Raw genomic sequence first — 25,967 nt, forward strand, 5'->3', positions numbered from 1 at the left:
TCCGACTCTATCAGATCCTTTTCCGATCCGATTTCCTCGGCGCTTTCCAGGTTCCCGCTTTTGTTTCGCGGTTTCCCTTTCCGGCAGTTCCGACTCTATCAGATCCTTTCGGCGCTGATTCCCAGTCAGAGGGGCTTGCCTTCCCGACCCTTGGGCCGTTCCGACGTCTCAAACCTTAGCGGATCCGATCGGCAGCTCCTAATCGAGCTACCGGCCCCAAATCGAATTGAATTCGGGCACGCCGAATTCAACCCCGCGGGGAGATCGTGCTGATGGTTTGTGGTGTCGCTACTGCGACGGAGGTGCTGCCGAAGAACCGTTACGGCTCCGTGGCAACCCGGAGAACTTTACTTACCTCGCGTGGGGGTGTCAAGCACTCCCTGTCAAGATCTTTTAATCGAGGTCGCTGAGCCGACCGCCGGCGTCCGGCTGTGCGTGCTCCACCCGGCGCAGGAGCCTGGTCAGAACCTCGCCGAGGCTCGTGCGCTCCTCCGCGGAGAGGTCCTGAAGGAGCTCCTCCTCGAAGACCGTCGCCATGCGCATCGCCTCCAGCCACTTCTCGCGGCCCTCAGTCGTGAGCTCCACGATCACCCGCACCCGGTTGGACTCGTCCCGCTCACGGGTCACCAAGCCCTCGGCGACCATGCGGTCGATCCGGTGGGTCATCGCGGCCGGCGTCAGACCGAGTCGCTTGGCCAGGTCGCTGGGGCCCAGGCGATAGGGAGCGCCGGACAGGACCAGGGCCTTGAGAACCTCCCACTCGGCGTTGCTGATGCCGAGGTCGGCGGTCTGGCGGCCGTACGCGACGTTCATGCGGCGGTTGAGACGGGACAACGCCGAGACGATCTTCTCGATCTGCGGGTCGAGGTCCTGGAACTCACGCTGGTAGGCCGCGATCTGCTCTTCGAGGGTCGGCTCTCCGCCGACGCCCGTGCCGGCGCTGCCGGGGGTGTCGCCCATGTGGCCACTATCGCACGTCGCTCGTTCGCATCGAAGTCCTTCGAGATGTACAGTTTAGCTTCGAACTTTAGCTTCGAAGTCTTCGCCTCTAAGTACTGAGGCAATAGAAGTACTGACCCTCAACCACCGCTTGCACTACCTGCACTACCTGAGAGATGAGAGAGGTGAACGTGACCAGGGCGATGGGCGCAGCGATGCGCCGGATCCACGTGGGCAACGCACTCAGCGCGTTCGGGCTGGGCTTCACCGTCCCCTACCTGTACGTCTATGTGGCGCAGGTGCGGGGGCTGGGGGCCATGACGGCGGGGCTCGTCCTCGCCGTCTTCGCCGTGGCCGCGCTGATCGTGCTGCCGTTCGCCGGCCGGGCGATCGTGCGACGGGGTCCACTGCCGGTTCTGCTCGCCGCCCTGGTCACCGCCGCGTTCGGCGCCCTGAGCCTGGGGTTGGCCGGGAACGCCGCCGCCGTGCTGACCGCCGCGGCCGCGCTCGGGGCCGGGCAGGCCGTGATGCAGCCGGCGCTCGCGACGATGATCGTGGACTGCTCGACCGCGGAGACACGGTCGCGGGCGTTCGCGACGCAGTTCTTTCTGCAGAACCTCGGGCTGGGCGTGGGAGGGCTGATCGGCGGGCATCTGGTCGACACCACGCGCGTGTCGTCCTTCACCCTGCTGTTCGCCATCGAGGCGGCGATGTTCCTGCTGCTGGCCGTGGTGCTGTCGACGGTGCGGCTGCCGCACGCTCCGAAGGTCGGGGAAGCTCCGCGGTCCGCCAAGGGGAGCTGGAAGCAACTGCTCGGCAACCGGGCCATGGTGCAGCTGTGCGTGTTGGGCTTCGTGCTGTTCTTCGCCTGCTACGGGCAGTTCGAGTCGGGGCTGAGCGCGTACGGGGTCGAGGCCGCCGGGATTTCGACGTCCGCCCTCGGCAGCGCCCTCGCCGCCAACACGGCGGTGATCGTGATCGCGCAGTTCGCCGTGCTGAAGTTCGTCGAGCGGCAGAAGCGGTCGCGGGTGATCGCGGCCGTCGGGCTGATCTGGGCCGTGGCGTGGGTCGTGGCCGGGTACGCCGGGCTCGGGCACGGCAGTCAGGCGATGGCGACGGCCGCGTTCGTGTCGACGTACGCGTTGTTCGGGCTGGGCGAGGCCATGCTGTCGCCGACGGTCGCGCCGCTGGTCGCCGATCTGGCGCCGGAGGGGATGGCGGGGCAGTACAACTCGGCGTTCGCCCTGGTGAAGCAGCTTGCGCTGGCCGTCGGGCCGGCGGTGGGCGGGCCGATGGGGGCTTCGCTGCACGCGCCGTACATCGTGGCTTTCCTGCTGTTCTCGCTGGGGATCACCTACCTCGCGCTGCGGCTGGGGAGGCAGCTGACCGCCGTCCAGGATCAGCCGTGGCTGGTGCGGAAGCGGGTGGTGGCCAGGGGTGGGGCCGCTGTGGAGCCTGTGGGCGCGGAGGCCTGAGGCCTGACGCTTGAGGGTTCGCCGTGCGGAAGGCGGCCGTCGTCCCGAAGGACGGCGGCCGCCTTCCGCATGTTCAGCGGACCGCTGTCACCAGGGTCGCCGTGAACGGGAAGGTCGTCGTGTCGTCGGGGAGGTGGGTGCGGATCGTGTCGGCGATGCGGGTGAGGGCCTGCGCGCCGCCGGTTTCGACGAGCGTCTGGCCCCAGGGGATCGCGGAGAGGTGGCCGGTGACGTAGTCCTCCAGCGGAGGGAGGGTGATGGCGAAGGTGAGGTCGCGGCGGGTCGTGTCGTGGAAGCCCGCGCAGTCGAGGGCAGCGGTCAGACGGTCCGCGGCCATGAAGGCCGTCCGGTAGCCCGCTGCCGCCTCCTGGGTGCCGTGCCGCTCCAGTGCCCGGTGCTGGGCCGTGAAGTACGGGGAGTCGTCCAGGCGGGCCCAGACCGTGGCGACGAACCGGCCTTCGGGGCGGGTGACGCGGGCCGTCTCCGCCAGGGCCGCGTCGAGGTCGGGGAAGAACTGGGCGCCCTGTTGGCAGAGGACGGCGTCGAAGGCCGCGTCGGGGTAGGGGAGGTCGTGGGCGGGGGCGGCGGTGAAGTCGATGTCCGGATAGAGGCGCGGGTGGCACGCCACCGCGATCTTGAGCATGCCCTCGTTGAGGTCCGCGCCGGCGACCCGGCCGGTGGGGCCCGCCTGTGCGGCGGCGGCGCGGGCCGCGAAGCCCGTGCCGCAGGCGAGGTCGAGGACGGTGGCGCCGGGGTAGAGGTCCGCGGCGTCCACGAGTGCGGTGACGAAGGGCGCCATGAGGGGCGCGACGTAGTGTTCGTAGCGCTCAGGGGCGCTTCCCGTGAGATGAAAGCCCGTTGCGTCTGCCATGGGGAGCTACTAGCACCGGGGGGCGTGTTCGCCTAGGTGCCGCGCGCGGGGGAGGTCGTTCCGTCGGGTTTCGGCAGGACGAACTCGCACCACACCGCCTTTCCACCGCCCGGGGTGCGCCTGCTGCCCCAGTTGGTGGCGATCGTGGCGACGATGGCGATGCCGCGGCCCGATTCGTCGCCCGGTTCCGCTCGGCGACGGCGCGGAAGGTGGTCGTCGCCGTCGGTGACCTCGATGATCAGGCGGCGGTCGGTGCGGCGCAGGCGCAGCCGCATGGGCGGGGTGCCGTGCTGGAGCGAGTTGGCGACGAGTTCGCTGGTGGCCAGGACGCCCAGGTCGTGCAGCTCGGCCGGGAAGCGCCAGCTGGTGAGGACGCCGGAGGCGAAGGCACGCGCGCGTGGGGCCGCTTCGACTCCGCCGAGAAGCTCCAGGGCCGCGTTGCGGAACAGCTCGCCGTCGGGGCCGGTGCGGGCCGGGTGCTGGAGCACGAGGACGGCGACGTCGTCGTCGTGGTCGGCGGTGACGCCGGCCGAGCGGACCAGGCGATCGCAGACGACCTGAGGGGTGCCGGTCGCGCCGGCCAGGGCGCGCTCCAGGGAGGCGATGCCCTCGTCCAGGTCTTCGTCCCTGCGCTCCACCAGGCCGTCGGTGTAGAGGACGGCCGTCGAGCCGGGGCCGAGGGGGATGGAGCCGGAGGCGTGCATCCAGCCGCCGGTGCCCAGGGGCGGGCCGGTGGGTTCGGCGGCGCGCAGGACGGTGCCGCTCTCGTCGCGGACCAGGATGGGCAGGTGGCCTGCGGAGGCGTACACCAGCCGGCCCTCGTTCGGGTCGTGGATGGCGTACACGCACGTGGCGATCTGGTTGGCGTCGATCTCCATGGCGAGGCCGTCGAGGAGCTGGAGGACCTCGTGCGGGGGCAGGTCGAGGCGGGCGTAGGCCCTGACCGCGGTGCGGAGCTGGCCCATGACGGCTGCCGCGCGGACGCCTCGGCCCATGACGTCGCCGATGACGAGGGCGGTGCGGCCGCCGCCGAGGGTGATGACGTCGTACCAGTCGCCGCCGACCGCGGCCTCGGTGCCGCCGGGCTGGTAGGTGGCGGCGATGCGCAGGTCGTCGGGCTCTTCGAGCTCCTGGGGGAGGAGGGAGCGCTGGAGGGTGACGGCGGTCTCGCGCTGGCGGCGCTCACTGGTTCTGAGGCGTTCGGCGGCCTCGGCGTGGTCGGTGACGTCGGTGGCGAAGATCAGGACGGCGCCCTTGCCGTTGTCCTCGGCGGCCGGGGTACAGGTGAACGTGTAGGAGCGGCCGTCGGGGGCCTTGCGGGACTTCAGGGTGCGGGGCTTACCGCTGCGCAGGGCCTGGTCGAGGAGGGGCAGCAGTCCGAGGTCACGGAGTTCGGGGAGGGCTTTGGCGGCCGGTTCGCCGCAGGGGCGCACGCCGAAGGCCGCCGCGTAGGCGTCGTTGACGTAGGCGAGGCGGTGATCGGGGCCGTGGACGAGGGCGACGAGGGCCGGGACGCGGTCGAGGACCTCACGGACCGGGAGTTCGTCGACCGCGGGCACCGGGGGCGGCTCGTCGGTCAGTTGTTCGGCGCGGGCCGCGGGTACCGAACCCTCGCTCCGCCGGTCCGTGGGGGTGACCGGGTGCTCTGCTCGCGCGGCGGCGCGGCGCTGCGTTCCGGGGAGCCGGGCGCTCCAGCGCGTGAAGTTCACGAATCCTTGCCTCGTGTAGTCGTCGTCGGCCGGCTCCGGGCCCGGCCTGGGCTCCGGGGGCCGCGCGGCGGTGGCCGCACATTGTTACAGCACCCGGGGTGTGGAGCACGGGGAAACAGCCTCGTGGGTCGCAGGGCGGGCGGTGACCCGCCGGGTGGGGCTCGGGAGGGACTCGAAAGGTGGCTTGGGGAAGGCTCGGGAGAGGGCTCGGGAGGGGTTATGAGCAGGGAGCAGTCTGGCAGTGCGGCCGCCGTCCGGGCCGACATTCGTCATACGTGGGGGCGGCCGGTGGAGTTCCTGGATCCGTCAGGACGACCCCTTCGGGTCGTCGGACGACTCCTCAGAAGGCTTTCCACCGGCAGCGAGTTCGAACTCCGCGCGGGGATGTTCGAGTGATCCCAGGGAGACGATCTCCCGTTTGAAGAGTCCGGACAGGATCCATTCGGCGAGCACGCGCGCCTTGCGGTTGAAGGTGGGCACGCGGCTGAGGTGGTACGCGCGGTGCATGAACCAGGCCGGGTAGCCCTTGAGTTTGCGTCCGTAGACGAAAGCGACGCCCTTGTGGAGGCCGAGTGAGGCGACCGAGCCGACGTATTTGTGGGAGTACGTCTGGAGGGGTTCGCCGCGCAGGGAGCGCGTGATGTTGTCGGCGAGGACTTTGGCCTGGCGGACGGCGTGCTGGGCGTTGGGGGCGGTCTCCGTGCCGGGCACGTCGGCCGTCACGTCGGGGACCGCGGCGGCGTCTCCGGCCGCCCACGCGTGCGTGACGCCGTCGACGGTCAGCTCAGGGGTGCATTTCAGCCGACCTCGTTCGTTGAGCGGGAGGTCGGTGGCGGCGAGCAACGGGTGGGGTTTGACGCCGGCGGTCCACACGACCGTGCGGGTCGGGAAGCGGGCGCCGTCGCTGAGGACGGCGATCCGGTCGGCGCAGGAGTCCAGGCGGGTGTTCAGCCGGACGTCGATGTTGCGTCGGCGCAGTTCGCTGACCGTGTAGCGGCCCATGTCGGCGCCGACTTCGGGCAGGATCCGATCGGAGGCTTCGACCAGGATCCACTTCATGTCCTCGGGCTTGACGTTGTGGTAGTAGCGCGTGGTGTAGCGCGCCATGTCCTCCAGTTCGCCGAGTGCCTCCACGCCCGCGTAGCCGCCGCCGACGAAGACGAAGGTGAGAGCCGCGTCGCGGATGGCGGGGTCGCGGGTGGAGGAGGCGATGTCCATCTGTTCGATGACGTGGTTGCGCAGCCCGATGGCCTCCTCGACGGTCTTGAAGCCGATGGCGTGGTCGGCGAGGCCCGGGATGGGGAGGGTGCGGGAGACGGAACCGGGCGCGAGGACGAGTTCGTCGTACGCCAGCTGCTGGGGGCCGGTGCCCTCCTCGTCGGTGGCGAGGGTGGTGAGGGTGGCGGTGCGCTTGGCGTGGTCGACGGCGGTGACCTCGCCGACCACGACCCGGCAGTGCGGCAGGACGCGGCGCAGGGGCACGACGACGTGCCGGGGGGAGATGGACCCCGCGGCCGCCTCGGGCAGGAAGGGCTGGTAGGTCATGTACGGGTCGGGGGTGACGACCGTGATCTCGGCCTCGCCCCGGCCGAGATCCTGTTGCAGCTTCCGCTGGAGCCGCAGGGCCGTGTACATCCCGACGTAGCCACCGCCGACAACGAGAATGCGCGCACGTTCCTTCACCACCCCATGACGCACCGGCCGCCGGAGTTTGTCCACAGCCTCGACAATTTGTGTGACCGCGAGTCGGCCGCGCCGCGGGTTGGCCGAAACACCGGAGTGCGGATCAGGAGCGCAGGTCAGCGGGGGTGCACCGGGGTGGGGGAAGAGGCTCAATCAGGACGTATACGACCCGTACTCCGATCGGGGGGCGCTCCGTGCGGAACCTGCCCCTTCTGAATTGACTGCCTCTCAACTATGTTCGTATGTCGACGGGGTGTCAGGGGGAAGCGCTCTGCGGGTCTGCGACGGGCGGGCTCGAGGAGGCCGCCGTCCCCTGTGTTCCACGCCCCGGATTTCTATGGCGGGGAGAGTCTCCGGGGGGAGACGTCATTACCGGGGGATCATTCATGCACATTCAGAACTCGCATTGGTCGTCCACACCGACGCTCGCAACCGGCGGCGCGGTCGGCACGGCATTGGGGCACGGACGCGGAGAGGGCGCGCGGACAGCGCCGCTGCGCGTGGACGCACAGCGCAATCTGGAACACGTACTGCGGGCCGCGCGGGAGGTCTTCGGCGAGCTGGGGTACGGCGCGCCGATGGAGGACGTGGCGCGGCGCGCGCGGGTCGGGGTCGGCACGGTGTACCGGCGCTTCCCGAGCAAGGACGTCCTGGTGCGGCGGATAGCCGAGGAGGAGACCTCTCGGCTGACCGACCAGGCGCGGGCGGCGCTCGGTCAGGAGGACGAACCGTGGTCGGCGCTGTCGCGCTTCCTGCGGACGTCCGTGGCGTCCGGCGCCGGGCGGCTGCTGCCGCCGCAGGTGCTGCGCGTCGGGGTCGCGGAGGACGGTTCGGAGGGCGGGCCGGTCGGCGAGGCGCGGGTGCCGCAACAGCGGACCCAGCCGGGCGGCGGCGAACTGCGGCTCGTCCCGGAGGACGGCACGACGGCCGCTGTCGACGACACCGGGGCCGCGGCGCTGCTCGAGGTCGTGGGGCGGCTCGTGGAGCGGGCGCGGGAGGCGGGCGAACTGCGCGTCGACGTGTCGGTGTCTGACGTGCTGCTGGTCATCGCGACGGCGGCGCCCTCGCTGCCGGACCCGGCCCAGCAGGCGGCGGCCTCGGCGCGACTGCTGGACATCCTGCTGGAGGGCCTGCGGTCGAGGCATTCTTCGTGAGCTCGATCGCTTCGTGAGCTCGGCCTCTTCGTGAGCTCGGCCTCTTCGTGAGCTCGGCCTCTTCGTGAGCTCGAAAGGGTGACTGTGGGTGGGGGCGGCGCGCTGCCCCCACCTCCCGTCCACCGCACTGGAACGGCCTCGAATATTCGGGGCATTTCGGGCAGGTGGCTCAACTCCTGCCCGTGGAACGACAGTTGAACCTTCCCCGTACGGGTGAAACCCAGTACTGGACTGCGACAGGTCCCCACGGACGAGTGGAACGCCCGCCCGACGGGGTACTGACCAAAAGCCAATATGGCACTCTGACCCGGTGGTCGGGACTGGTTGTTGGGCAGGCGGCGGGGGCTTTCCGCGATGAGCGTTGACGGTCAGGACGAGTCACTCGGTTCCCCCGGTGACGGTGACGCGCAGGCCGACGGCCCGACCTCACCACAGGTACCGAGCCAGGGCAGACGCGTGAGCGGGTGGGATGGCCCTCAGTCCGATCCGTCGGAGGGCACTGTTCCGGCACAGCGCGAGTGGCGTGCCGACGGGATCCTGCCGCCGCCTCGCGACGTGCCGCCCGCCGACACCGACCTGATCGGCCGGATGCGCTCGGGCGACGACACGGCGTACGAGGAGCTGTACCGGCGCCATGCCGACGCCGTGCGCCGCTACGCCCGCACCTGCTGCCGGGACGCCCACACCGCCGACGACCTCACCGCCGAGGTCTTCGCCCGCATGCTCCAGGCCGTGCGCGGCGGCTCCGGACCCGAGTACGCCGTCCGCGCCTATCTCCTCACCTCCGTCCGCCGGGTGGCCGCGGGCTGGACGCGGTCGGCGAGGCGGGAGCAACTCGTCGACGACTTCGCGGTGTTCGCGGCGCAGTCCGCCCGCCCTGCGGAGGTGTCCGACGACGACACGCTGAACCTGGGCGCGGATGTGCGCACGATGCACGAGGCCGAGCAGTCCATGGCCATGCAGGCCTTCCGCTCGCTGCCCGAGCGCTGGCAGGCGGTGCTGTGGCACACGGAGGTCGAGGACGAGTCTCCCAGCGAGGTCGCGATGTTCTTCGGCCTCGACGCCAACGGCACGCGCGTGCTCGCCAGCCGGGCCCGCGAGGGCCTCAAGCAGGCCTACCTCCAGGCCCATGTCAGCGCCACCCTCACCAGCGACGAGGAGTGCGCCCGCTACGCCGACCAGCTCGGCACCTACGCCCGCCGCCGGCTGCGCACCCGCGCCGAACGGGGACTGCGCAAGCATTTGGAGGAGTGCGCCAAGTGCCGGCTGGCCGCCCTCCAGATCGAGGAGGTCGCCGGCAGCATCCCGGCCGTCGTGCCGATCGCGGTCATCGGCTGGTTCGGGGCCGCCGGGTACGCCAAGGCGCTCGCGCTCATCGCCGGGGGCGCGGGAGCGGGGGCCGCGGGCGCCGCTGGGGCGGCCGCCGCGGCGAGCGGTTCCTCCGGCGGGGCGACCTCCGGCGGCGGGGCGGTGGCCTCAGCGGGGCTGGGCGCGCCGGTGAAGGCCGGTATCGCGGCAGGCGTGGTGTCGGTGGCGGCCGCGGTGGTGGCCCTCGCGCTCGTCGGCAACGACGGCCCGGCGAAGCAACCCGAGGCTAGGCCGCCTGCCTCCGCACCGTCGCCGGTCGCGCGGCCCGAGGACCCGACACCGACGCCCACTCCGACCCGGGCGCAGGCTGAGGAGCCTGAGCCGGCGCCTCCGGCGATCGTCCCGGCAGCGGCCCCGACGCCGACCTCCACCCAGCGGCCGACGCCCGCACCGACACCGTCGTCGACCCCGACGCCCACCCCGACGTCCACACCGACTCCGAAGCCCAGGCCGACCCCCACGCCCACGCCCACGCCGACGCCCGCCCCGGCCGTCTACCAGCTCAGCGAGCTCGGCTTCGACGTCCACGGCGACGGGACCGGGCCCGAGATCCGGCTCCGCGACAGCAGTTGGGTGTGGCAGCGGAACGCGCTGTCCATCGCGGACCGGCCGTACGCGCCCGGGGTGACCGTGCACGGCCACTCCTCCGTCACCGTCGACCTCAACCGGAAGTGCGCCTCCTACGACGCGTTCGTCGGCGTCGACGACCTGACGATGAAGCTCGGCAAGGTCTCCTTCTCCGTCTACGCCGACGGGAACCGGCTCTGGTCGTCCGGGGTGATCGCGGGCGGCGACCCGGCTGTCCCCGTCCATGTGGACCTCAGCGGCCGCACGAGCGTGCGTCTGGTGGTCGAGCCGCACAGCCACTTCGACCCGGTGGCGCTCGCGGACTGGGCGGAGTCCAGGTTCACCTGCTCGTAGAGGCTCGGGAGGCCTTAGGGGCCTTAGGGGCTGAAGGCTCGGGACTGCGCGGCTGATCGGCCGGCGGGTGGTGGCGCATGGCATCCGTGAGCTCGTGCAGGGCATCGGTCGCGGTCAGGGGCTTGCCCAGGGCGCGCTCGGCCGCGTAGCGCTCGGCGCCCAGTGCCTCGCGGGCCGCGGCCTCCGTTCGCTCGGCCCGGACGTGCTCCGGTACGGGACGCGGATGGGGGCCGCGCATTCCGTCGGCGACCGCGAGGAGTCGGGCCGTGCGCGGGAATTCGCCGAGCCGGGCCAGCAGGTCCGCCGCGGTGTCCACGATCGACGCCGTGATCGCCTCGGCGCACTGGTCGGCCATCGCTTGGCGCAGCGTGTCGGCGAGCACCGGCAGACCGTGCTCCGGCCCGGACTCGACGGCCGTGAGGTGCCCGTCGAGCATGCCCAGCGCCGCCGTGAACTGGGGCGGCGGTGTGCCCTCCCCGATCGCCGCGCGGGTCTCCTCGCACAGCACGCGTGCGTGAGCGATGTCGTCCTGGTGCAGCGCGATGTACGCGCGCATCAACAGGACGAACGCCCGGACGTCCGGCAGGCCGTGGCGGTCGGCGGCGCTGCTCGCCTCGTCCAGCGCGTCCATGGCACCCCCGACATCGCCCGACCGGAACGCGATCTCCCCGAGCCGGGCGATGAGGAACGGCGCTTCGGTGTACGCCCCGACCTCATGGGCGAGCCGCAGCGCCTCGCGGTACTCCCGCTCCGCCTCCGCGAAGCGGCCGCGCGCCATCGCCGCCTCACCCGCCGCGCCGCACACCTGGGCCCGCATCCAGCGGTCGCCGACGCGCAGGCTGAGCACCCGCAGCTCCGCCAGGTCGTCGTCCACCCCGTGCAGGCCGCCGGGCGAGTCGACGACCATGTGCGTGCGGAACATCAGGGTGCAGCCGAGCTCCCAGTCGCCACCGTGGGCACGGCAGTTGGCGACGGCCGCGTCCAGGACGCTCCGGGCGTTCACAGTGTCCCGCAGTTGGAAGGACGTCAGCGGCCAGAGCATGCCGGGCATCCGCGCCGACTCCGGGCCACCCGGCTCGAAGGCCGCGCGCAGGCGGACGAGGAACTCCCGGTGGCGCGGGTTCTCCGCCACGTCCTTCGGCCCCTCGGACAGCAGGAACAGATGTTGCATCCGCAGGTTCATCCGGTGCGCGGGCGGGTACGCGTGCGCGTGCTTGTGCGGGGGCCGGTGGCCTTGCCCGGGACGGGCGTCGTGGTCCGTCGCGGTGGGCGCGTCGAGGAAGGCGGCGACCGGGTCCACGGCGGCCATGCGGGCGGTGAGGTCGGCGGGGACGGGAAGGGCGGGGACGAGGACGTAGTCCGCGCGCGGGGGCTGGAGTGTGTCCAGGACCGCGCCCAGGCGCAGGGTGCGATCGGTCCACTCGGCGCCCTCGATACGGTGGTTGCGCAGCCACCAGAACCAGCCCATGGCCAGACAGACGGCGGCGGCTTCCTCCTCGTCACCGGCCATGAGCGCGCGTTGCAGGCCCACGCGGATGTTGTCCAGCTCGGTCTCCAGGCGGGAGACCCAGGGGAGTTGCTCGGCGGAGCGCAGCAACGGGTCGGCTCGCTCGACGAGCGCGCGCACCCACGCGCGGTGTCGCCGTTCGGCCGCCGCGCGGCCGTGCGGGAGTTCGGCTGCGCGCTCTGTGGCGTACTCGTGGATCGTCTCCAGCATGCGGTAGCGCATGTCGTCGCCGCCGTCCCGCCGGCAGGGGGCCGCCACGACGAGGGACTTGTCGACGAGCGCTCCGACCAGGTCGGCGACCGGTCCGGAGCACACGGCCTCCGCGGCCTCCAGGTCCCAGCCGCCCGCGAACACGGACAGCTCGCGCAGCAGCGTGCGCTCCGGTTCGTCGAGCAGGTCCCAGGACCAGTCGACGACGGCCCGCAGGGTCTGCTGGCGGGGCAGGACCGTGCGGCTGCCCGAGGTGAGGAGGCGGAAGCGGTCGTCGAGGCGGTCGGCGATCTGGCGTGGGGTGAGCAGCCGGAGCCGGGCGGCGGCCAGCTCGATGGCGAGCGGTAGCCCGTCCAGCCGCCGGCAGAGCTCCGCGATCGCCTCCTCGTCCCGCAGGAGGGCGGCCGCGTCGGGGCGGGCGGCGGCCGCGCGCACGGTGAAGAGGCGACGCGCCTGGTCGGGGAGGAGGGGCTCGACCGGGCGGACCGACTCGCCGGGCACGCCCAGGGGTTCACGGCTGGTGGCGAGGATCGTGAGCTCCGGGCAGCGGGTGAGAAGCGTCTCGGCGAGGGCGGCGGCCGCGCCGATGACATGTTCGCAGTTGTCAAGGATCAGGAGTTGGCTGCGCGGGGCGCAGTACTCGACGAGCAGGGCGACCGGGTCGTCCTGCGAGGTCGCCAGCTCGGTGGTCATCAGTACGGTCTCGCGCAGACCGAGGGCACTGACCACCGCGCCAGGCACCGCCTCCGGGCGGTCGAGCGGCGCCAGCTCGACCAGCCACGCCTGTGGGAGCCCGGCGGCGGCTTCCTCTGCGAGACGGGTCTTCCCAGAGCCGCCCGGTCCGGTGAGCGTGACCAGACGGGCCCTGTGCAATTCGGAACGGATGGCGTCGAGCTCGGGTTCCCGGCCCACGAAAGAGGTAAGCCGCGGACGGATGTTGCCGGTCCGTGGCGGGAGTCGGAGCGGGGCGAGACCGGTGAGGGAGGTCGTCCGGGGGTGGTTTTCGGGCCGGTTCAGGAGCTCGGCGTGGAGGGCGCGCAGGTCCGGGCCCGGGTCGGCGCCGAGGCCGTCGGCGAGGGTGCGGCGGGCGGTCTCGTAGGCGGCGAGGGCGTCGGCGGCGCGGCCGGTGTCGCGCAGGGCGCGGATGAGGAGGGCGTGCAGCGGTTCGTCGTAGGGGCGCGCGGCGGACAGTTCCGTCAGGCGCGGAAGGGCTTCGCGGGCGCGGCCGAGGAGGAGGTCCGCCTCGGCGCGGGCGCGGGCCGCCTCCAGGTGGAGGGTCTCGGCGCGGGCGGCGGCGGTGCGGTCGGGGAGGTCGGCGAGGGCGGGGCCGCGCCACAGGGCGAGGGCGTCGTCGAGGGTGTGCGCGGCGGTGGGCGCGTCGCCTTGCCGCAGGGCCTCGGCGCCCTGGCGTACGAGCCGCTCGAAGACGAACAGGTCGACGTCGTCCTCGGTCGCGGCGAGCCGGTAACCGCCCGGGGCGGATACGACGGTGTCCTTGCCGACGGCACGGCGGAGACGGCCGACCAGGGCCTGGAGGGCGGCGGGGGCGTCCTGGGGCGGGTGCTCGGCCCAGACCTCGTCGATGAGGGCTTCCGGGGCGGTGAGACGGCCCGGGCGCAGGGCCAGAGCGGTGAGCAGGGCGCGAAGACGGCCGCCGGGGATGGATACGACGATGCCCTGGTCGTCCGCTGTCTGGGTGACGCCCAGGATTCTGTACCGCACACGGTCATTGTCGCCGGGGCACGCACGCGGGTCACCAGGTTTGCCATCGGGTTGCCGAGCGGGGGGCGAAGGCGGCCGGGCACGCGAGCGGGGGGCGAAGGCGGCCGGGCACGCGAGCGGGGGGCGAAGGCGGCCGGGCACGCGAGCGGGGGGCGAAGGCGGCCGGGCACGCGAGCGGGGGGGCGAAGGCGGCCGGGCACGCGAGCGGGGGGCGAAGGCGGCCGGGCACGCGAGCGGGGGCAGGGCCGCCCGCCAGACCGCCCGCCTCGCGGCAGCAGGAGACACGCGGGCCGGGCAGGGCCGACCCCGATCGCCCTCATGAACCCCGCCTGCCGGGGCGCCTCCCCCTCCCCTCACCGCGCCCGTCGTTCCACCGCGCGGTGCGCGCTCCACAGCGCCCCCGCCCGTCAGGAGCCCCGCCCCGTCAGGAGCCCCGCTCAGCGGGCGCGCCGCCGTCGCAGCGCGCCAGGCGCCGACGACCCCGACGTCACCCCCCGGACGAGACCGCCCGTCTCTGCGGAGCGATGCCTGCCGGTACCGCGCGGGCTCTGGCCGGGGTGCCTGTCCAGCAGGTGCCTCTGCGGGAGAGGAGGCGGCGGAGCCAGAGTTCCAGGGAGATCAGGTCGGCGAGGCCGTCCAGGGGGAGGGGTTCGCCTGCCGCTGCGGCTCTGAGGGCCTTGCGGACGACTCTCGCCTCGACGAGGCCCGCCTCCGCGAGGAGCGGCGCTTCGAAGAGGGTGAGGAGCGGGTCCATCGCCATGCGGAGGCCGGCCCGGGCGGCCGCGTCGGCGGAGGCCTGGGAGGGGGCGCCCCAGCCGTGCGGGAGGTCGGTGATGCCGGCGCCCTTGAGGGCGGTGCGCAGGATCGCCGCACGCGCCCCTGGCTGCACACGCAGGGTCTCGGGGAGCGCACGGCACGCGCGGACGACCTGGTTGTCGAGGAACGGCGCGTGCAGTCGCTGGGAGCGGATCTCGACAGCCTGTTCCAGGACGCGCAGGTCCATGGCGTGCCGGGTGAGGGCCGCACGCGCGCGATAGTCGCCCGGACGCTGGCCCGGTCCCACGACGGTGCGATGCGTGGCCCCTTGTAGGCGAACCGATACTTCAGCCAGCGCCTCGCCCGTCAGCCAGCGCGCGGCCGGGCCCGCTCCGCCCCAGGTGAGAGCCGCCAGAGACGCCCCTACGGCGCCTGCGGGGTCGTCGAAACTGAAGCTGCGGTGCAGGAGTCGTTCGGCGAGACCCTCCACACCCGCGCGGTACGACGTACGGGCCAGTCGGCGGGCCGCGCCGTACACGCGCGCGGGGACGAGCACGGAGCCGTCCGCCCGGGTGAGTGCGGCCACGGGGCGCACGAGGTGGCGGCGCTTGCGGTCCATCAGCAGGTCCGCCAGGCGCGCCGGGTGGGCGTCCAGGACCTGGCGGGCGCCGTAGCCCGTGAAGTGGTCCGCGCTGCCCGCTGCGAGACGCGCGCGGTGGCGGGCGGCCAGGACCAGGCTGGGGCCGGGTTCGTCGGTCAGCGGGCCGTCCAGGTCCGCGTACGGCAGCGTCTCCTCGCCGCCGGCCACGACGACGTGGTGCAGGCGCGGGTTGGCCGCGAGGGCGCCGGCCCGCTCCAGTTCGGCCTCGCGGCCCCCGACGGCCAGGTCGTTGAAGGTGACGGCGACCAGCCGCTCCCCCGCGCCCGTGCCGTGGCCGAGCAGGGTGCCCGGCATGCCGGGCAGGCCCGCCGCGAGGAGCGCCAGCGTGCCGGAGGCCGGCCCGCCGGAGAGGTCGGCGCCGATGCCGGGAACGGGCATCCCGCGCGCGGCGCGCCGTTCGGCGGGTCCCATGCCGGGCACCGGGCCGGGGTCCATGTCGGGGACGTGCCGGGGCGCGGACAGACGCGCGCGTACCGCCTCGATGAGCGCGTCGCGCACGGCGTCGACCGCGCTGTCCGGGTCGGCCGGGGGCGCCGCCACGGCGAGCGAGGCGACCGGCTCGTACCCGGCGACCTCGCGCGCCCCGGCGCGAAGGATCAGCGCATGCCCCGGCGGAATGCGACGCACGCCGTCGTACGGGGTGGAGTCGTGCAGCGCGGCGGGGACGTCGGGGGCGGCGAGGAGGGCCGCCAGGTGGCCGAAGTCGAGGTTGGCCTCGACGAGGTCGGCCAGCGGCAGCGCAGCCGTGGCGTACGCCGTGCCGCCCGCCCAGGGGGTGTGGAACACCGGGCGCACGCCCGCCAGATCGCCGCAGACGGTGATGCGCCGGCCGACCTGGGCGATCGCCGTGTAGCTGCCCGGCCACGCCGTCAGATGCCGAAGTGCCCCTCCGCGCGCGGCGAACAGTCCGACGCGCAGCTGTTCGTCGGTCGCCCCGCAGGTGCCGAGGACCGCGATCCGGGTCTGGGGGTCGACCGTCACCACCCGCACCTCGTCGGGGCGCCAGTCGCCGACCGCCCACAGCGGATCGGGGTCTCCCCACAGGAGTTGGGAACCGACCGGCTGCAAGGTCTCGCCCTCGTAGCCGACTTGGCCGCCCTGATCCTCTCGGCCACCCGGGCTCCCGTACGCCGCGCCGTCGTCGTGCCGGCCGTCGTAACCGACGGACCCGCCCAACGCGCCCGCGGCGGTGCTGCTCCAACCCACCAACCACCGCATCGACGCCTCCACAGGCTGTGGACAACCGAGTGCACCGTACGAACGGTTCACATGCTGCCACGAAGAACGCGCCGTAGAAGGAGGCGGCACCGCTTGTGATCCGGGGAGTCCGCCCGGGTGAACGCGCCGGCACCGGCTGGGACGACTGTGTGCACCCCGGTGTCCGCGACCTGAATGCGCCCCCGGTACGCTCCCCCAGGACGCCCTGTGCGCCCTCGATTTCCATGGTGAGAGGCGTTGTCACCCATGGAACACAGGGTCGCTTTTCGGCCAAATCCCCGGCGCACGTCCGGTGTTGGGAACGCGCCGAGCAGGCTCCGCACACGCTCCGTACACACGCGCGTGCCTCGAAGGCGCGCGCCGGTCCGGGAGACGGAGTTCGCCCCCCGGACCGTTCCGCCGCCCGCGGGGATGAAGGCGGCGGTGTCCCCCAGCCCACTGGATCCAGTACAGCGGGCCGACCCACGCACGGCCCATGGAACCGCTCCCGTGGTGGCCGGAGAAGAGCGCACGGCCGGGCGCACGGCCACACAGCGGGAGCACACCGCAACGGTCCGTACCTGAGCCGACACTTTCGTACGGACCACAATCCCGCCAACCGGAAGAATGCCCCTTAACGCTTGGGATGCGGCGAACTACGCTGGGTTTACGAATGCCGCATGGTTATGCCAGCGCGGCAGCCGTCTGTGTCGAGGGGTGGCGCAATGTCCAGGGAGCAACGCGGGCCGAACGAAAAACTCGGCGCCGTTCTCGCCCTCGCGGGAATCAGCAACGCAGGACTCGCGCGACGCGTCAACGATCTTGGCGCTCAACGCGGGTTGACTCTTCGCTACGACAAGACGTCCGTGGCGCGCTGGGTGTCGAAGGGCATGGTGCCGCAGGGCGCCGCGCCCCACCTCATCGCGGCCGCCATCGGTCAGAAGCTCGGCCGTCCGGTGCCGCTCCATGAGATCGGCCTGGCGGACGCGGATCCCGCGCCCGAAGTGGGCCTCGCCTTCCCCAGAGACGTCGGCCAGGCCGTGCGCTCGGCCACCGACCTCTACCGCCTCGACCTCGCGGGCCGCCGGGCCGGCTCCGGGGGCATCTGGCAGTCGCTGGCCGGATCGTTCGCAGTAAGCGCGTACGCAACGCCCGCCTCACGGTGGCTGATAACCCCGGCCGACAGTTCGGTGGCGCGTGACGTACACCTCCTGGAGGGGTCCGGCGCACCGCTCAAAGTCGGCCACAGCGATGTGCAGAAGCTGCGGGAGGCCGCCGAGGACGCCAGGCGCTGGGACTCCAAGTACGGAGGCGGCGACTGGCGTTCCTCCATGGTCCCGGAGTGCCTGCGGGTCGAGGCGGCGCCGCTGCTGCTCGGCTCGTACTCCGACGAAGTGGGGCGCGCCCTGTTCGGGGCGAGCGCCGAACTGACCCGGCTGGCGGGCTGGATGGCCTTCGACACCGGTCAGCAGGAGGCCGCGCAGCGGTACTACATCCAGGCGCTGCGGCTCGCGCGTGCCGCGGCGGACGTCCCTCTCGGGGGCTACGTCCTGGCCTCCATGTCCCTGCAGGCCACCTACCGCGGGTTCGGCGACGAGGGCGTCGATCTCGCGCAGGCGGCCCTGGAACGCAACCGGGGGCTGGCCACGGCCCGCACCATGAGCTTCTTCCGGCTCGTCGAGGCACGCGCGCATGCCCGCGCGGGGGACGCGCATGCCGCCGGCGCGGCGCTGAAGGCCGCCGAGAGCTGGCTGGAGCGGTCCCGCGACGGCGACCACGACCCGTCCTGGCTCGGTTTCTACTCCTACGACCGCTTCGCCGCCGACGCCGCCGAGTGCTACCGCGATCTGAAGGCGCCGCGTCAGGTGCGGCGGTTCACCGAGCAGGCGCTGTCCCAGCCGACCGAGGAGTTCGTGCGGTCGCACGGGCTGCGGCTCGTCGTCTCGGCGGTCGCCGAACTGGAGTCGGGGAACCTCGACGCGGCCTGCGAGCAGGGGGTGCGGGCGGTGGAGGTCGCCGGGCGCATCTCCTCCGCGCGCACCACGGAGTACGTCAAGGATCTGCTCCACCGGCTGGAGCCGTACGGCGACGAACCGCGGGTGGTGGAGTTGCGGGAGCGGGCGCGGCCGCTGCTGATGACTCCGGCGTAGGCACCACCGCGTTCCGGCGGTCCTTACTTCGGGGGTGCCGGCGTCACCCGGGTTTGAAGGCGTTGTCAGTGGCGCAGTGCACTATCGAAGCCGGGAGGTGGTGCACGTGCCGAAGATCGCTTACGACTGTGATGTGCTCGTGGTCGGCGGGGGCATCGTCGGGCTGTCGACGGCGTATGCGATCACGCGCGCCGCGCCGGGCACCCGGGTCACGGTGCTGGAGAAGGAGCCCGGCGTCGCCCGGCACCAGACGGGGCGCAACAGCGGGGTCATCCACAGCGGGATCTACTACCGGCCGGGGTCGCTGAAGGCGCGGTACGCGGTGCGGGGCGCCGCCGAGATGACGAAATTCTGCGCGGAGTACGGCATCCCGCACTCCGTGACCGGCAAGCTGATCGTCGCCACGGCGCGGGCCGAGCTGCCCCGGCTGCACGCGCTCGTGCAGCGCGGCCGGGAGAACGGTATTCCGGTGCGGGAGCTGGGCGCCGCCCAGATCGCGGAGTACGAGCCGGAGGTGCGCGGGCTCGCCGCCATACGCGTGCGCACGACCGGGATCTGCGACTACACGGCCGTCGCGCGGCGGCTCGGGGAGGCGTCCGGGGCGGAGATCCGGTACGGCGCGCGGGTCGTCCAGGTCGACCGGCGCCCGGAGCGAGGGGTCGCCGTCCGCACCGCGCGCGGGGACGTCGTACGGGGGCGGGTGCTGGTGAACTGCGCCGGGCTGTACTGCGACGAGCTCGCCCGGCTCACAGGGGACGAGCCCGAGGTGCGGATCGTGCCGTTCCGGGGCGAGTACTACGAGCTGGCGCGGCCGGAGCTGGTGCGCGGGCTGGTGTATCCGGTGCCCGATCCGGCGTTCCCGTTCCTCGGCGTGCATCTGACCAGGGGGATCGACGGAGGCGTGCACATCGGCCCCAATGCCGTGCCGGCGCTGGCCCGCGAGGGGTACGGGTGGGGTGTCGTCCGGCCCGGGGAGGCCATGGCGACGGCGGTGTGGCCCGGGGTGTGGCGGCTGGGGCGGCGGCACTGGCGGTACGGCATCGGGGAGCTGCACCGGTCGGTGTCCAAGGGGGCGTTCGTGGACGCGGTGCGCCGGCTGCTGCCGGCGGTGGAGGAGGGCGATCTGGTGCGGGCGGCGGCCGGAGTGCGCGCGCAGGCGGTCCTGCGGGACGGCAGTCTGGTGGACGACTTCCTGATCAGCGAGGGCCCCCGCGCGGTACACGTCCTGAACGCTCCCTCGCCGGCGGCGACGGCCTCCCTCCCGATCGGACGGGAGGTGGCCCGCAGGGCGCTGGGAGCTCTGGCGGCCGCGTGAGCAGCCCGCGCCCCCTGCGGTGCCCCGCGTGGGACATCCGACACCCGCGCGAGCGTCCCGCCGACCCCGCGCAAGGAGCACGGCCGCCGGCTGAACAGCCCCGGCCGGCGGGCAGCAGGCCCCCACGGGCACGGGCCCGGCACTCCAGCCCCGCGAACCGCACAAGCCGCCCTTCTCCGCCCTCCTGCCCTCCCGCGAACCGCACAAGCCGCCCTCTCGCCCTCCCGCGAAGGCAGCGCGACCGGGCCCGGCCGCCGCGTGAGCAGCCGTGAGCAGCACGGCCGACCGTCCCCCGTGAGCGGCAGCCGCACGGGGCAGGACGGGCGTCGCGTGCCATGGTCACCCGTGCGCCGTACCCACGCGTCCGGTCGCCGTAAAATCGTTCGCACTGTGTCTGATTCCGTGAATACCCCCGAAGTCCCCCAGGCCTCTCCCGTCGGCGAGCACCATCCGGGTGAGTCCGTTCGGCATACCCGTGCCAAGGGAGAGCCCCGGTTCCCCGACGGACCCAGGGCCGATCCCGCCGGGTCGCACTTCGAGCGGCGGATCCGGAGCTTCCAGCCCCGGCGCAGTCGGGTGACGGCCGGGCAGGCGGACGCCTTGCAGCGGCTGTGGGCCAAGTGGGGGCTCGACATCGACGGGCATCCCGTCGATCTCGCCGAGCTGTTCGGCGACGACCGTCCCGTCGTGCTGGAGATCGGCTTCGGCATGGGCGAGGCGACCGCGCAGATGGCGGCCGCCGACCCGGACACCGGCATCCTCGCAGTGGACGTGCACACGCCCGGTCAGGGCAACCTGCTCAACCTCGCGGACCGCAACGGCCTGACCAACGTCCGGGTCGCCAACGGCGACGCGATCATCCTGCTGCGCGAGATGCTGCCGGCGGACTCGCTCGACGGGCTGCGCGTCTTCTTCCCCGACCCGTGGCCCAAGAAGCGCCACCACAAGCGGCGTCTCATCCAGCCGGAGTTCCTCGACCTGGCCGCGACCCGGCTGAAGCCGGGCGCGATCGTGCACTGCGCCACGGACTGGGAGCCGTACGCGGAGCAGATGCTGGAGGTGCTCACCGCGCACCCCGACTTCGAGAACACCCGGGTCGACGGCGGGTTCGCGCCCCGGCCCGAGTTCCGGCCGCTGACCCGGTTCGAGGGGCAGGGGCTGGACAAGGGGCACGTGGTGAACGATCTGCTCTTCACGCGCGTACAGCATCGCGTCCAGCAGCCCAGCAGACCGTAGCCCAGCAGACCGCTGCCGAGCAGACCGCAGGCAGGCAACCGGCACGGGGATCGCTGACCCACCGACTCCGTCCACCACAGTCCCCTCCCTCGTTAGGGTCGATGCCGTGGCCATCAGTCCCCCGTTCCCGCCCTATCCGCCGCATCCGCCGCATCCCGGCGGGGCGCCCGAGGACGGCGTCCTCCGGCACGCGCACTGGTGGCAGCACAGAGGGGTGCGGTACGGGGCGCTGATCACGCTGCTCGCGCTCTCCGGCCTGGTCATCCTGGCGTTGGTGCGCGAACAGACCGGCTCGGAGGGCTTCCTGGTCGGGCTCGGGCTGGCCGTGCTGCCGGTGCCGTTGCTCGTCGCCGCCTTCCGGTGGCTCGACCGGGTCGAGCCCGGGCCCTGGCGGAACCTGGTCTTCGCCTTCGCCTGGGGCGCGTGCGCGGCGGCGCTGATAGCCATCGTCGCCAACAGCTTCGCGACGAGATGGATAGCGATGGCGACCGCCGACCCGTCCAGCGCGGACACCCTGGGGGCGACCGTCATAGCGCCGGTCGTCGAGGAGTCCGCCAAAGCCGCCGCCGTCCTGCTCGTCTTCCTCTTCCGCAGGCGGGACTTCACCGGGATCGTCGACGGCGTGGTCATCGCCGGGGTCACCGCCACCGGCTTCGCGTTCACCGAGAACATCCTCTACCTCGGCACCGCTTTCGGCACGGACCAGCTGACCGGCGACAGCGGCATCTCCTCCGTCACCGCCGCGACCTTCTTCGTGCGCGTCGTCATGTCGCCGTTCGCGCACCCCCTGTTCACCGTCCTGACCGGCATCGGCTTCGGCATCGCCGCGCTCTCCGGGGACCGTCGGCAGCTGCGCCGCGTGCTGCTCCCGTTGGCCGGGCTGCTCCTCGCCATGGGCATGCACGCCCTGTGGAACGGCTCCTCGTCGTTCGGCGAGTTCGGCTTCTTCGCGGTGTACGTGGCGATCATGGTGCCCGCGTTCGGGCTGCTCACCTGGCTCGTGGTGTGGACCCGCCAACGTGAGCTGCGCACCGTGCGCGAGGAGCTGCCCGCCTACGCGGCGGCCGGCTGGCTCACCCCGGCCGAGCCGTTCGCACTCGGCTCGATGCGGGCCCGGCGGCTGGCCCGCGGATACGCCGGACGCCACCTGGGCCGGCCGGCGGCGCGGGAGGTGGCGCGGTACGAGGCGTACGCGACGTCCCTCGCCTTCCTGCGGCATCGCGGCCGGCGGGGGCGGGGAGACGCCGACTTCGTCCTCCGGGAACGGGAGCTGCTGAACGAGCTGTGGCGCCGGAAGGACGTCGCCCGGCCCGCGCTGGACCACGCGGCCCGGATGACGGCCCCTCCGGTACCCGTACGGATGGCTGCGCCGCCCTGGCCGATGTACGGGGCCCACGGGTCGTCGTACGGGTCGTACGGGCACCCCCAGGGGCACCACCCCGGGTACCCGGCAGGGCCGGCGTACGGGTATCCCGCAGGGCCGTACCCCGCCCCCAACCCCTACCGATAAGTTTCGAACGCCCTACAGCCCTGACGTCGGGGGTGGCCGTCAGGGCTGTAGGAAGTCGGGTCGGGAGCCGGCCGGGGGCCGGGAGGTCTCAGGGGTTGAGGCCCTTGCTGCGCAGCCAGGCCGCCGGGTCGATGCCGTCGGAGCCGCCGTCCGGGTGGACCTCGAGGTGGAGGTGGGCCCCGGTGACGTTGCCGGTGGCGCCGACGCGGCCGATCACGTCACCGGTGCCGACCTTCTGGCCGACACTGACGCTGATCGACGACTGGTGGCAGAACCAGACCTCGGTGCCGTCGTCCAGCGTGAGGATGGTGCGGTAGCCGTAGGAACCGGCCCAGCCCGCCTCGGTGACGGTGCCGCTGTGGACGGCCTTGATGAGCGTGCCGGTGGGCGCGGCGAAGTCGAGGCCCGTGTGGTAGCCGGAGGACCAGAGGGAACCGGCCTGACCGAAGGTCGAGGTGATCGTGTACGAGGAGGTCGGCAGCGTGTACTGCGTGGCCAGTTCGGCCAGGCGCGCGGCCTCGGCCTTCTTGGCGGCCTCGTCGGCGGCCTTCTTCTTCGCGGCGGAGGCCTTGGCCTCCGCCTCCTTCTCGGCCTTGGCGACGGCGTCGGCCTGGGCCTTGGCCGCGGCGGCAGCGGCGGCCGCTGCCGCCTTGGTCTCGAGCTGGGTCTGCTGCGACTCGGCCTGCGCCATGATCCGGCTGCGCAGGGCCTCGCCGGCGTCGGTGGCGCTCTCGCCGGTGTCGGTGGCGGGCGCCTCGGACCCGAAGTTGGCGAGGGCGGGCGCGGCGTCCTCGGCCGGCTCGTCGTCGGAGATGAGGGAGCCCACGTTGGGCAGGTCCGGCATGGAGATGGAGACCGGGGCCTTGCCGGTGTTGGCGCTGGCCATGCCGCCCGCGCTGACGGCGGCTATGACGCCGACGCCGAGGACGGTGGAGCTGCGGGCGAACCCGCCGCCGCGCTGCTTGGCGACGCGGTGCTTGCCGCGTACCGGGCGAATGGAATCCGCGGTGGGGTTCCACTCCTCCCAGGGGCCCTCGTCGGTGCGGACGCTGCCGTAGGCCAAGGTCTCTGCGGACCGCTGGCTCGGCACGAACGGGGCTTCTGGGGCAGGCCGGTTGGACGCCACGCGGGCGTACTCCTTTCCTTCCGTCGCCTACCGGGTTAGCTGACGGGTTCGGAGCGGGAAGGTCTCCTACGCGCGTAAACCGGTCGTGGGCTCTGCGAGCTCACGACGGCTTCCGCGAGATTCACCCCAAGGTGGTGGTTCCCCGGTTCCCTTGCGGGATTCGGCAGTGCGCACGGAGCCGACTCTTGTGCCGGCTGGGACGACCGCGCTGCGTTATCGAACGTTAATAGACCCGGGGTCGGGATTCCAAGCTCTTCTGCTTGATCAACAACATTTCCGGCCTGGACTTTCGACCCATGACCGGTGAAAAACGGGCGAGTTGGCCGGGCTCAGCAATTACACAGGCATTGACAGGACGTCAGCCGCTGCGCGGAGGGGGATCACGCGCTCACCTGCAGTGACGACCGCGACGACCGCCCTGCCGGAGGAAACCGGGAAAAACACCGAGGGCCGGAATCCATGTTCTGGATTCCGGCCCTCGGCCTTCAGTAGCGGGGACAGGATTTGAACCTGCGACCTCTGGGTTATGAGCCCAGCGAGCTACCGAGCTGCTCCACCCCGCGCCGTTGAACACAACTGTACGCCATCAGCGGGGCCGCAAACACCACGGTTGCGCAGGGGGTCACAGGAGGTGGCGGTTCGGGGCCTTCGCCCGCTCCTCGTACTCCGGGAGTACGAGGACGTCGACGCCCTCGGCCGTCAGCAGTCCGGTGCCGTCCGCCTCCGTCACGAAGGTGTCCGGCTCACGCCAGGCCGTGACCACCCGGCGCACTCCCGCGTCGAGGATGAGACGGGCGCAGGGCGCCGGGCGCGAGGAGCGGCGGGCGCACGGTTCGAGGCTGCTGTAGACGGTGGCCGTGGGCAGCCGGGGGTCGGCCGGGTCGAGCTTCCCGAGGGCCGCCTCCTCGGCGTGCACGACCGGGTCGCCGGCCTCTCGGGAGTGACCGCGCGCGAGTTCCGTGCCGTCGGCGGCGACGATCACCGCGCCGACGCTGAAGGCGGTCACCGACGGCGGACAGTCGGCCGCCAGCTCGCAGGCGAGGGCCAGCCAGTGCCGGTCGGCGGCGACGGGCAGCGGTCCGGCCCCGGGGGCGGTGGGCTCGTAGCGGTGCAGGACGACGTCCTCGATGCGCCGCGTCTCCAGCAGGCGCAGGCGGCCGCCCTGGTAGCCGCCCGGCCCGAAGAGGCGGGGCGCGTCCGGGTCGCCCACGAAGAGCGGGGCGAGGACGAGCTGGAGTTCGTCGGCGAGGCCCTGCCGGAGCAACTGGGTGTGGATGATTCCGCCGCCCTCGACCATGAGCCGCCGCACGCCGCGCACGTCGTGGAGGTGTTCGAGGAGGCGGCGCCAGTCCAGTTCGGGGCCGAGCGCGACGACGTCCGCGGCGATGCCGAGCGCGCGGGCCCGCTCGGCGCCCTTCTCCGTCGTGTACACGACCTTCTCGCCGCCGGTGTGCCAGAAGTTCGCGGCGGGATCGAGGTCGCCGGAGCCGCTGACGGTGACCTTGAGGGGGTACGGGGGAAGCCCGGCGGCGACCCGGGCGGCGCGGCGCTCGGGGGAGTTCACGAGGAGCCGCGGGTTGTCGGCGCGGATCGTGCCGGCGCCGATGAGGATGGCGTCGACGGAGGCCCGTACCTCGTCGACGCGGTCGAAGTCGGCGGGGCCGGAGAGGAGCAGGCGCTCGGGCGTGGTGTCGTCCAGGTAGCCGTCGAGGGAGACGGCGGCGGACAGCAGGACGTACGGGTACGGCATCGACGCACTCCCCGGGATGGGTCCGACGGCGGTCTCGGCCGGACCGGGCCTTGGTTCAAGTTTGAAACAAACCTACACTGGACGCATGACGACTCGCTGGCTGTCCCCCGAGGAGCAACGCGCCTGGCGCGCGTACGTCGCCGGCTACCTCCTGCTGGAGGACGCGATCGACCGGCAGCTCCAGCAGGAAGCCGGCCTGCCCCACCTCTACTACTCCATCCTCGCCAACCTCTCCGAGACACCGGAGCGACGGCTGCGGATGACCGACCTCGCCGAGCAGCTGAAGATCACCCGCAGCAGGCTGACGTACGCGGTGACCCGCCTGGAGAAGGACGGGCTGCTGCGGCGCGAGGAGTGCCGGTGGGACAAGCGCGGGACCGTCGCGGCCCTGACGGACGAGGGCATGGCGGCCCTGGAGAGCCTGGCCCCCGGCCATGTCGAGACGGTCCGCTCCGCCCTCTTCGACCGGCTCACCCCCGAGCAGGTGGGACAGCTGGAGGAGATCTTCACGCAGGTCGTGCTGGGGTTCCAGGACGGCGACGAGGCCGCCCCGGAGGAACTGCCGTGGCGCCGCCGCTCATCACCCTGTTCGGGAACCTGAGGACCGGACCCGAGGACCGGACCCGAGGACCGGACCCGAGGACCGGACCCGAGGACCGGACCCGAGGACCGGACCCGAGGACCGGACCCGAGGACCGGACCCGAGG

At 72.7% G+C, this 25,967-nt stretch carries 16 protein-coding genes, 1 tRNA gene and 1 riboswitch; of the genes, 8 read left to right on the top strand and 9 right to left on the bottom strand.

Annotated elements, in window-relative coordinates; all coding sequences use genetic code 11:
* Positions 1-393 precede the first annotated feature (393 nt).
* Positions 394-960, bottom strand: a complete 567-nt coding sequence (locus AB0J04_RS05965) for a MarR family transcriptional regulator (protein ID WP_363167147.1) — start codon at positions 958-960, stop codon at positions 394-396.
* A gap of 155 nt (positions 961-1,115) precedes the next feature.
* On the opposite strand from AB0J04_RS05965, the gene AB0J04_RS05970 reads away from it, so the two are divergent.
* Positions 1,116-2,414: an MFS transporter gene (locus tag AB0J04_RS05970; protein WP_363167148.1), complete on the top strand. Its 1,299-nt coding sequence runs from the start codon at positions 1,116-1,118 to the stop codon at positions 2,412-2,414.
* 73 nt (positions 2,415-2,487) lie between these two features.
* Here AB0J04_RS05970 and AB0J04_RS05975 read toward each other — a convergent pair whose 3' ends face one another.
* The 3 genes from AB0J04_RS05975 to AB0J04_RS05985 all read right to left on the bottom strand — a co-directional run bounded on the left by AB0J04_RS05975 (position 2,488) and on the right by AB0J04_RS05985 (position 6,680).
* A complete protein-coding gene (locus AB0J04_RS05975; RefSeq protein WP_363167149.1) occupies positions 2,488-3,285 on the bottom strand; it encodes a methyltransferase domain-containing protein in 798 nt (265 codons plus the stop codon).
* Positions 3,286-3,317: 32 nt separating this feature from the next.
* Positions 3,318-4,994 carry a SpoIIE family protein phosphatase gene (locus AB0J04_RS05980; RefSeq protein WP_363167150.1) on the bottom strand — a complete coding sequence of 559 codons (1,677 nt, stop codon included), beginning with the start codon at positions 4,992-4,994 and terminating at the stop codon, positions 3,318-3,320.
* A gap of 306 nt (positions 4,995-5,300) precedes the next feature.
* The gene (locus AB0J04_RS05985; RefSeq protein WP_363167252.1) at positions 5,301-6,680 is read right to left on the bottom strand and encodes an NAD(P)/FAD-dependent oxidoreductase; all 1,380 of its coding nucleotides are present in this window, start codon (positions 6,678-6,680) and stop codon (positions 5,301-5,303) included.
* Between the two features lie 383 nt (positions 6,681-7,063).
* Between AB0J04_RS05985 and AB0J04_RS05990 the strand changes: the two genes are divergently transcribed.
* On the top strand, positions 7,064-7,831 hold the full coding sequence (locus AB0J04_RS05990; RefSeq protein ID WP_363167151.1) for a helix-turn-helix domain-containing protein: 768 nt from the start codon (positions 7,064-7,066) through the stop codon (positions 7,829-7,831).
* Between the two features lie 354 nt (positions 7,832-8,185).
* Positions 8,186-10,120, top strand: a complete 1,935-nt coding sequence (locus AB0J04_RS05995; RefSeq protein WP_363167152.1) for a sigma-70 family RNA polymerase sigma factor — start codon at positions 8,186-8,188, stop codon at positions 10,118-10,120.
* Here AB0J04_RS05995 and AB0J04_RS06000 read toward each other — a convergent pair.
* On the bottom strand, positions 10,107-13,559 hold the full coding sequence (locus tag AB0J04_RS06000) for a BTAD domain-containing putative transcriptional regulator (protein ID WP_363167153.1): 3,453 nt from the start codon (positions 13,557-13,559) through the stop codon (positions 10,107-10,109). The genes AB0J04_RS05995 and AB0J04_RS06000 overlap by 14 nt on opposite strands.
* Positions 13,560-14,046: 487 nt before the next feature.
* Positions 14,047-16,194 carry an asparagine synthase-related protein gene (locus tag AB0J04_RS06005; protein ID WP_363167154.1) on the bottom strand — a complete coding sequence of 716 codons (2,148 nt, stop codon included), beginning with the start codon at positions 16,192-16,194 and terminating at the stop codon, positions 14,047-14,049.
* Between the two features lie 704 nt (positions 16,195-16,898).
* On the opposite strand from AB0J04_RS06005, the gene AB0J04_RS06010 reads away from it, so the two are divergent.
* From AB0J04_RS06010 to AB0J04_RS06025, 4 genes are all read left to right on the top strand, one after another.
* A complete protein-coding gene (locus AB0J04_RS06010; protein ID WP_363167155.1) occupies positions 16,899-18,323 on the top strand; it encodes an MFS transporter in 1,425 nt (474 codons plus the stop codon).
* A gap of 97 nt (positions 18,324-18,420) precedes the next feature.
* Entirely contained in the window at positions 18,421-19,638 is a 1,218-nt protein-coding gene (gene lhgO / locus AB0J04_RS06015) for an L-2-hydroxyglutarate oxidase (protein WP_363167253.1), read from the top strand.
* Positions 19,639-20,028: 390 nt separating this feature from the next.
* Entirely contained in the window at positions 20,029-20,874 is an 846-nt protein-coding gene (trmB, locus tag AB0J04_RS06020; protein ID WP_363167156.1) for a tRNA (guanosine(46)-N7)-methyltransferase TrmB, read from the top strand.
* Positions 20,875-20,980: 106 nt separating this feature from the next.
* Positions 20,981-22,384 carry a PrsW family intramembrane metalloprotease gene (locus tag AB0J04_RS06025; RefSeq protein WP_363167157.1) on the top strand — a complete coding sequence of 468 codons (1,404 nt, stop codon included), beginning with the start codon at positions 20,981-20,983 and terminating at the stop codon, positions 22,382-22,384.
* 88 nt (positions 22,385-22,472) lie between these two features.
* Here the strand turns inward: AB0J04_RS06025 and AB0J04_RS06030 are convergent, their stop codons facing one another.
* The 3 genes from AB0J04_RS06030 to AB0J04_RS06040 form a co-directional block, all read right to left on the bottom strand.
* Positions 22,473-23,510, bottom strand: coding sequence for a M23 family metallopeptidase (locus AB0J04_RS06030; RefSeq protein WP_363167158.1), 1,038 nt, complete (start codon positions 23,508-23,510; stop codon positions 22,473-22,475).
* 7 nt (positions 23,511-23,517) lie between these two features.
* Positions 23,518-23,686: riboswitch (cyclic di-AMP (ydaO/yuaA leader) on the bottom strand.
* Between the two features lie 313 nt (positions 23,687-23,999).
* Positions 24,000-24,073 (bottom strand) — tRNA-Met (locus AB0J04_RS06035).
* A gap of 59 nt (positions 24,074-24,132) precedes the next feature.
* On the bottom strand, positions 24,133-25,260 hold the full coding sequence (locus AB0J04_RS06040; protein WP_363167159.1) for a dihydrofolate reductase family protein: 1,128 nt from the start codon (positions 25,258-25,260) through the stop codon (positions 24,133-24,135).
* Between the two features lie 85 nt (positions 25,261-25,345).
* Here AB0J04_RS06040 and AB0J04_RS06045 point away from each other — a divergent pair, with 85 nt between their 5' ends.
* Positions 25,346-25,861 (top strand): MarR family transcriptional regulator, encoded by a 516-nt coding sequence (locus AB0J04_RS06045; protein WP_363167160.1) that lies wholly within the window; start codon positions 25,346-25,348, stop codon positions 25,859-25,861.
* Positions 25,862-25,967 lie beyond the last annotated feature (106 nt).

It is taken from the genome of Streptomyces sp. NPDC050263 (assembly GCF_040655955.1).
Lineage (GTDB): Bacteria > Actinomycetota > Actinomycetes > Streptomycetales > Streptomycetaceae > Streptomyces.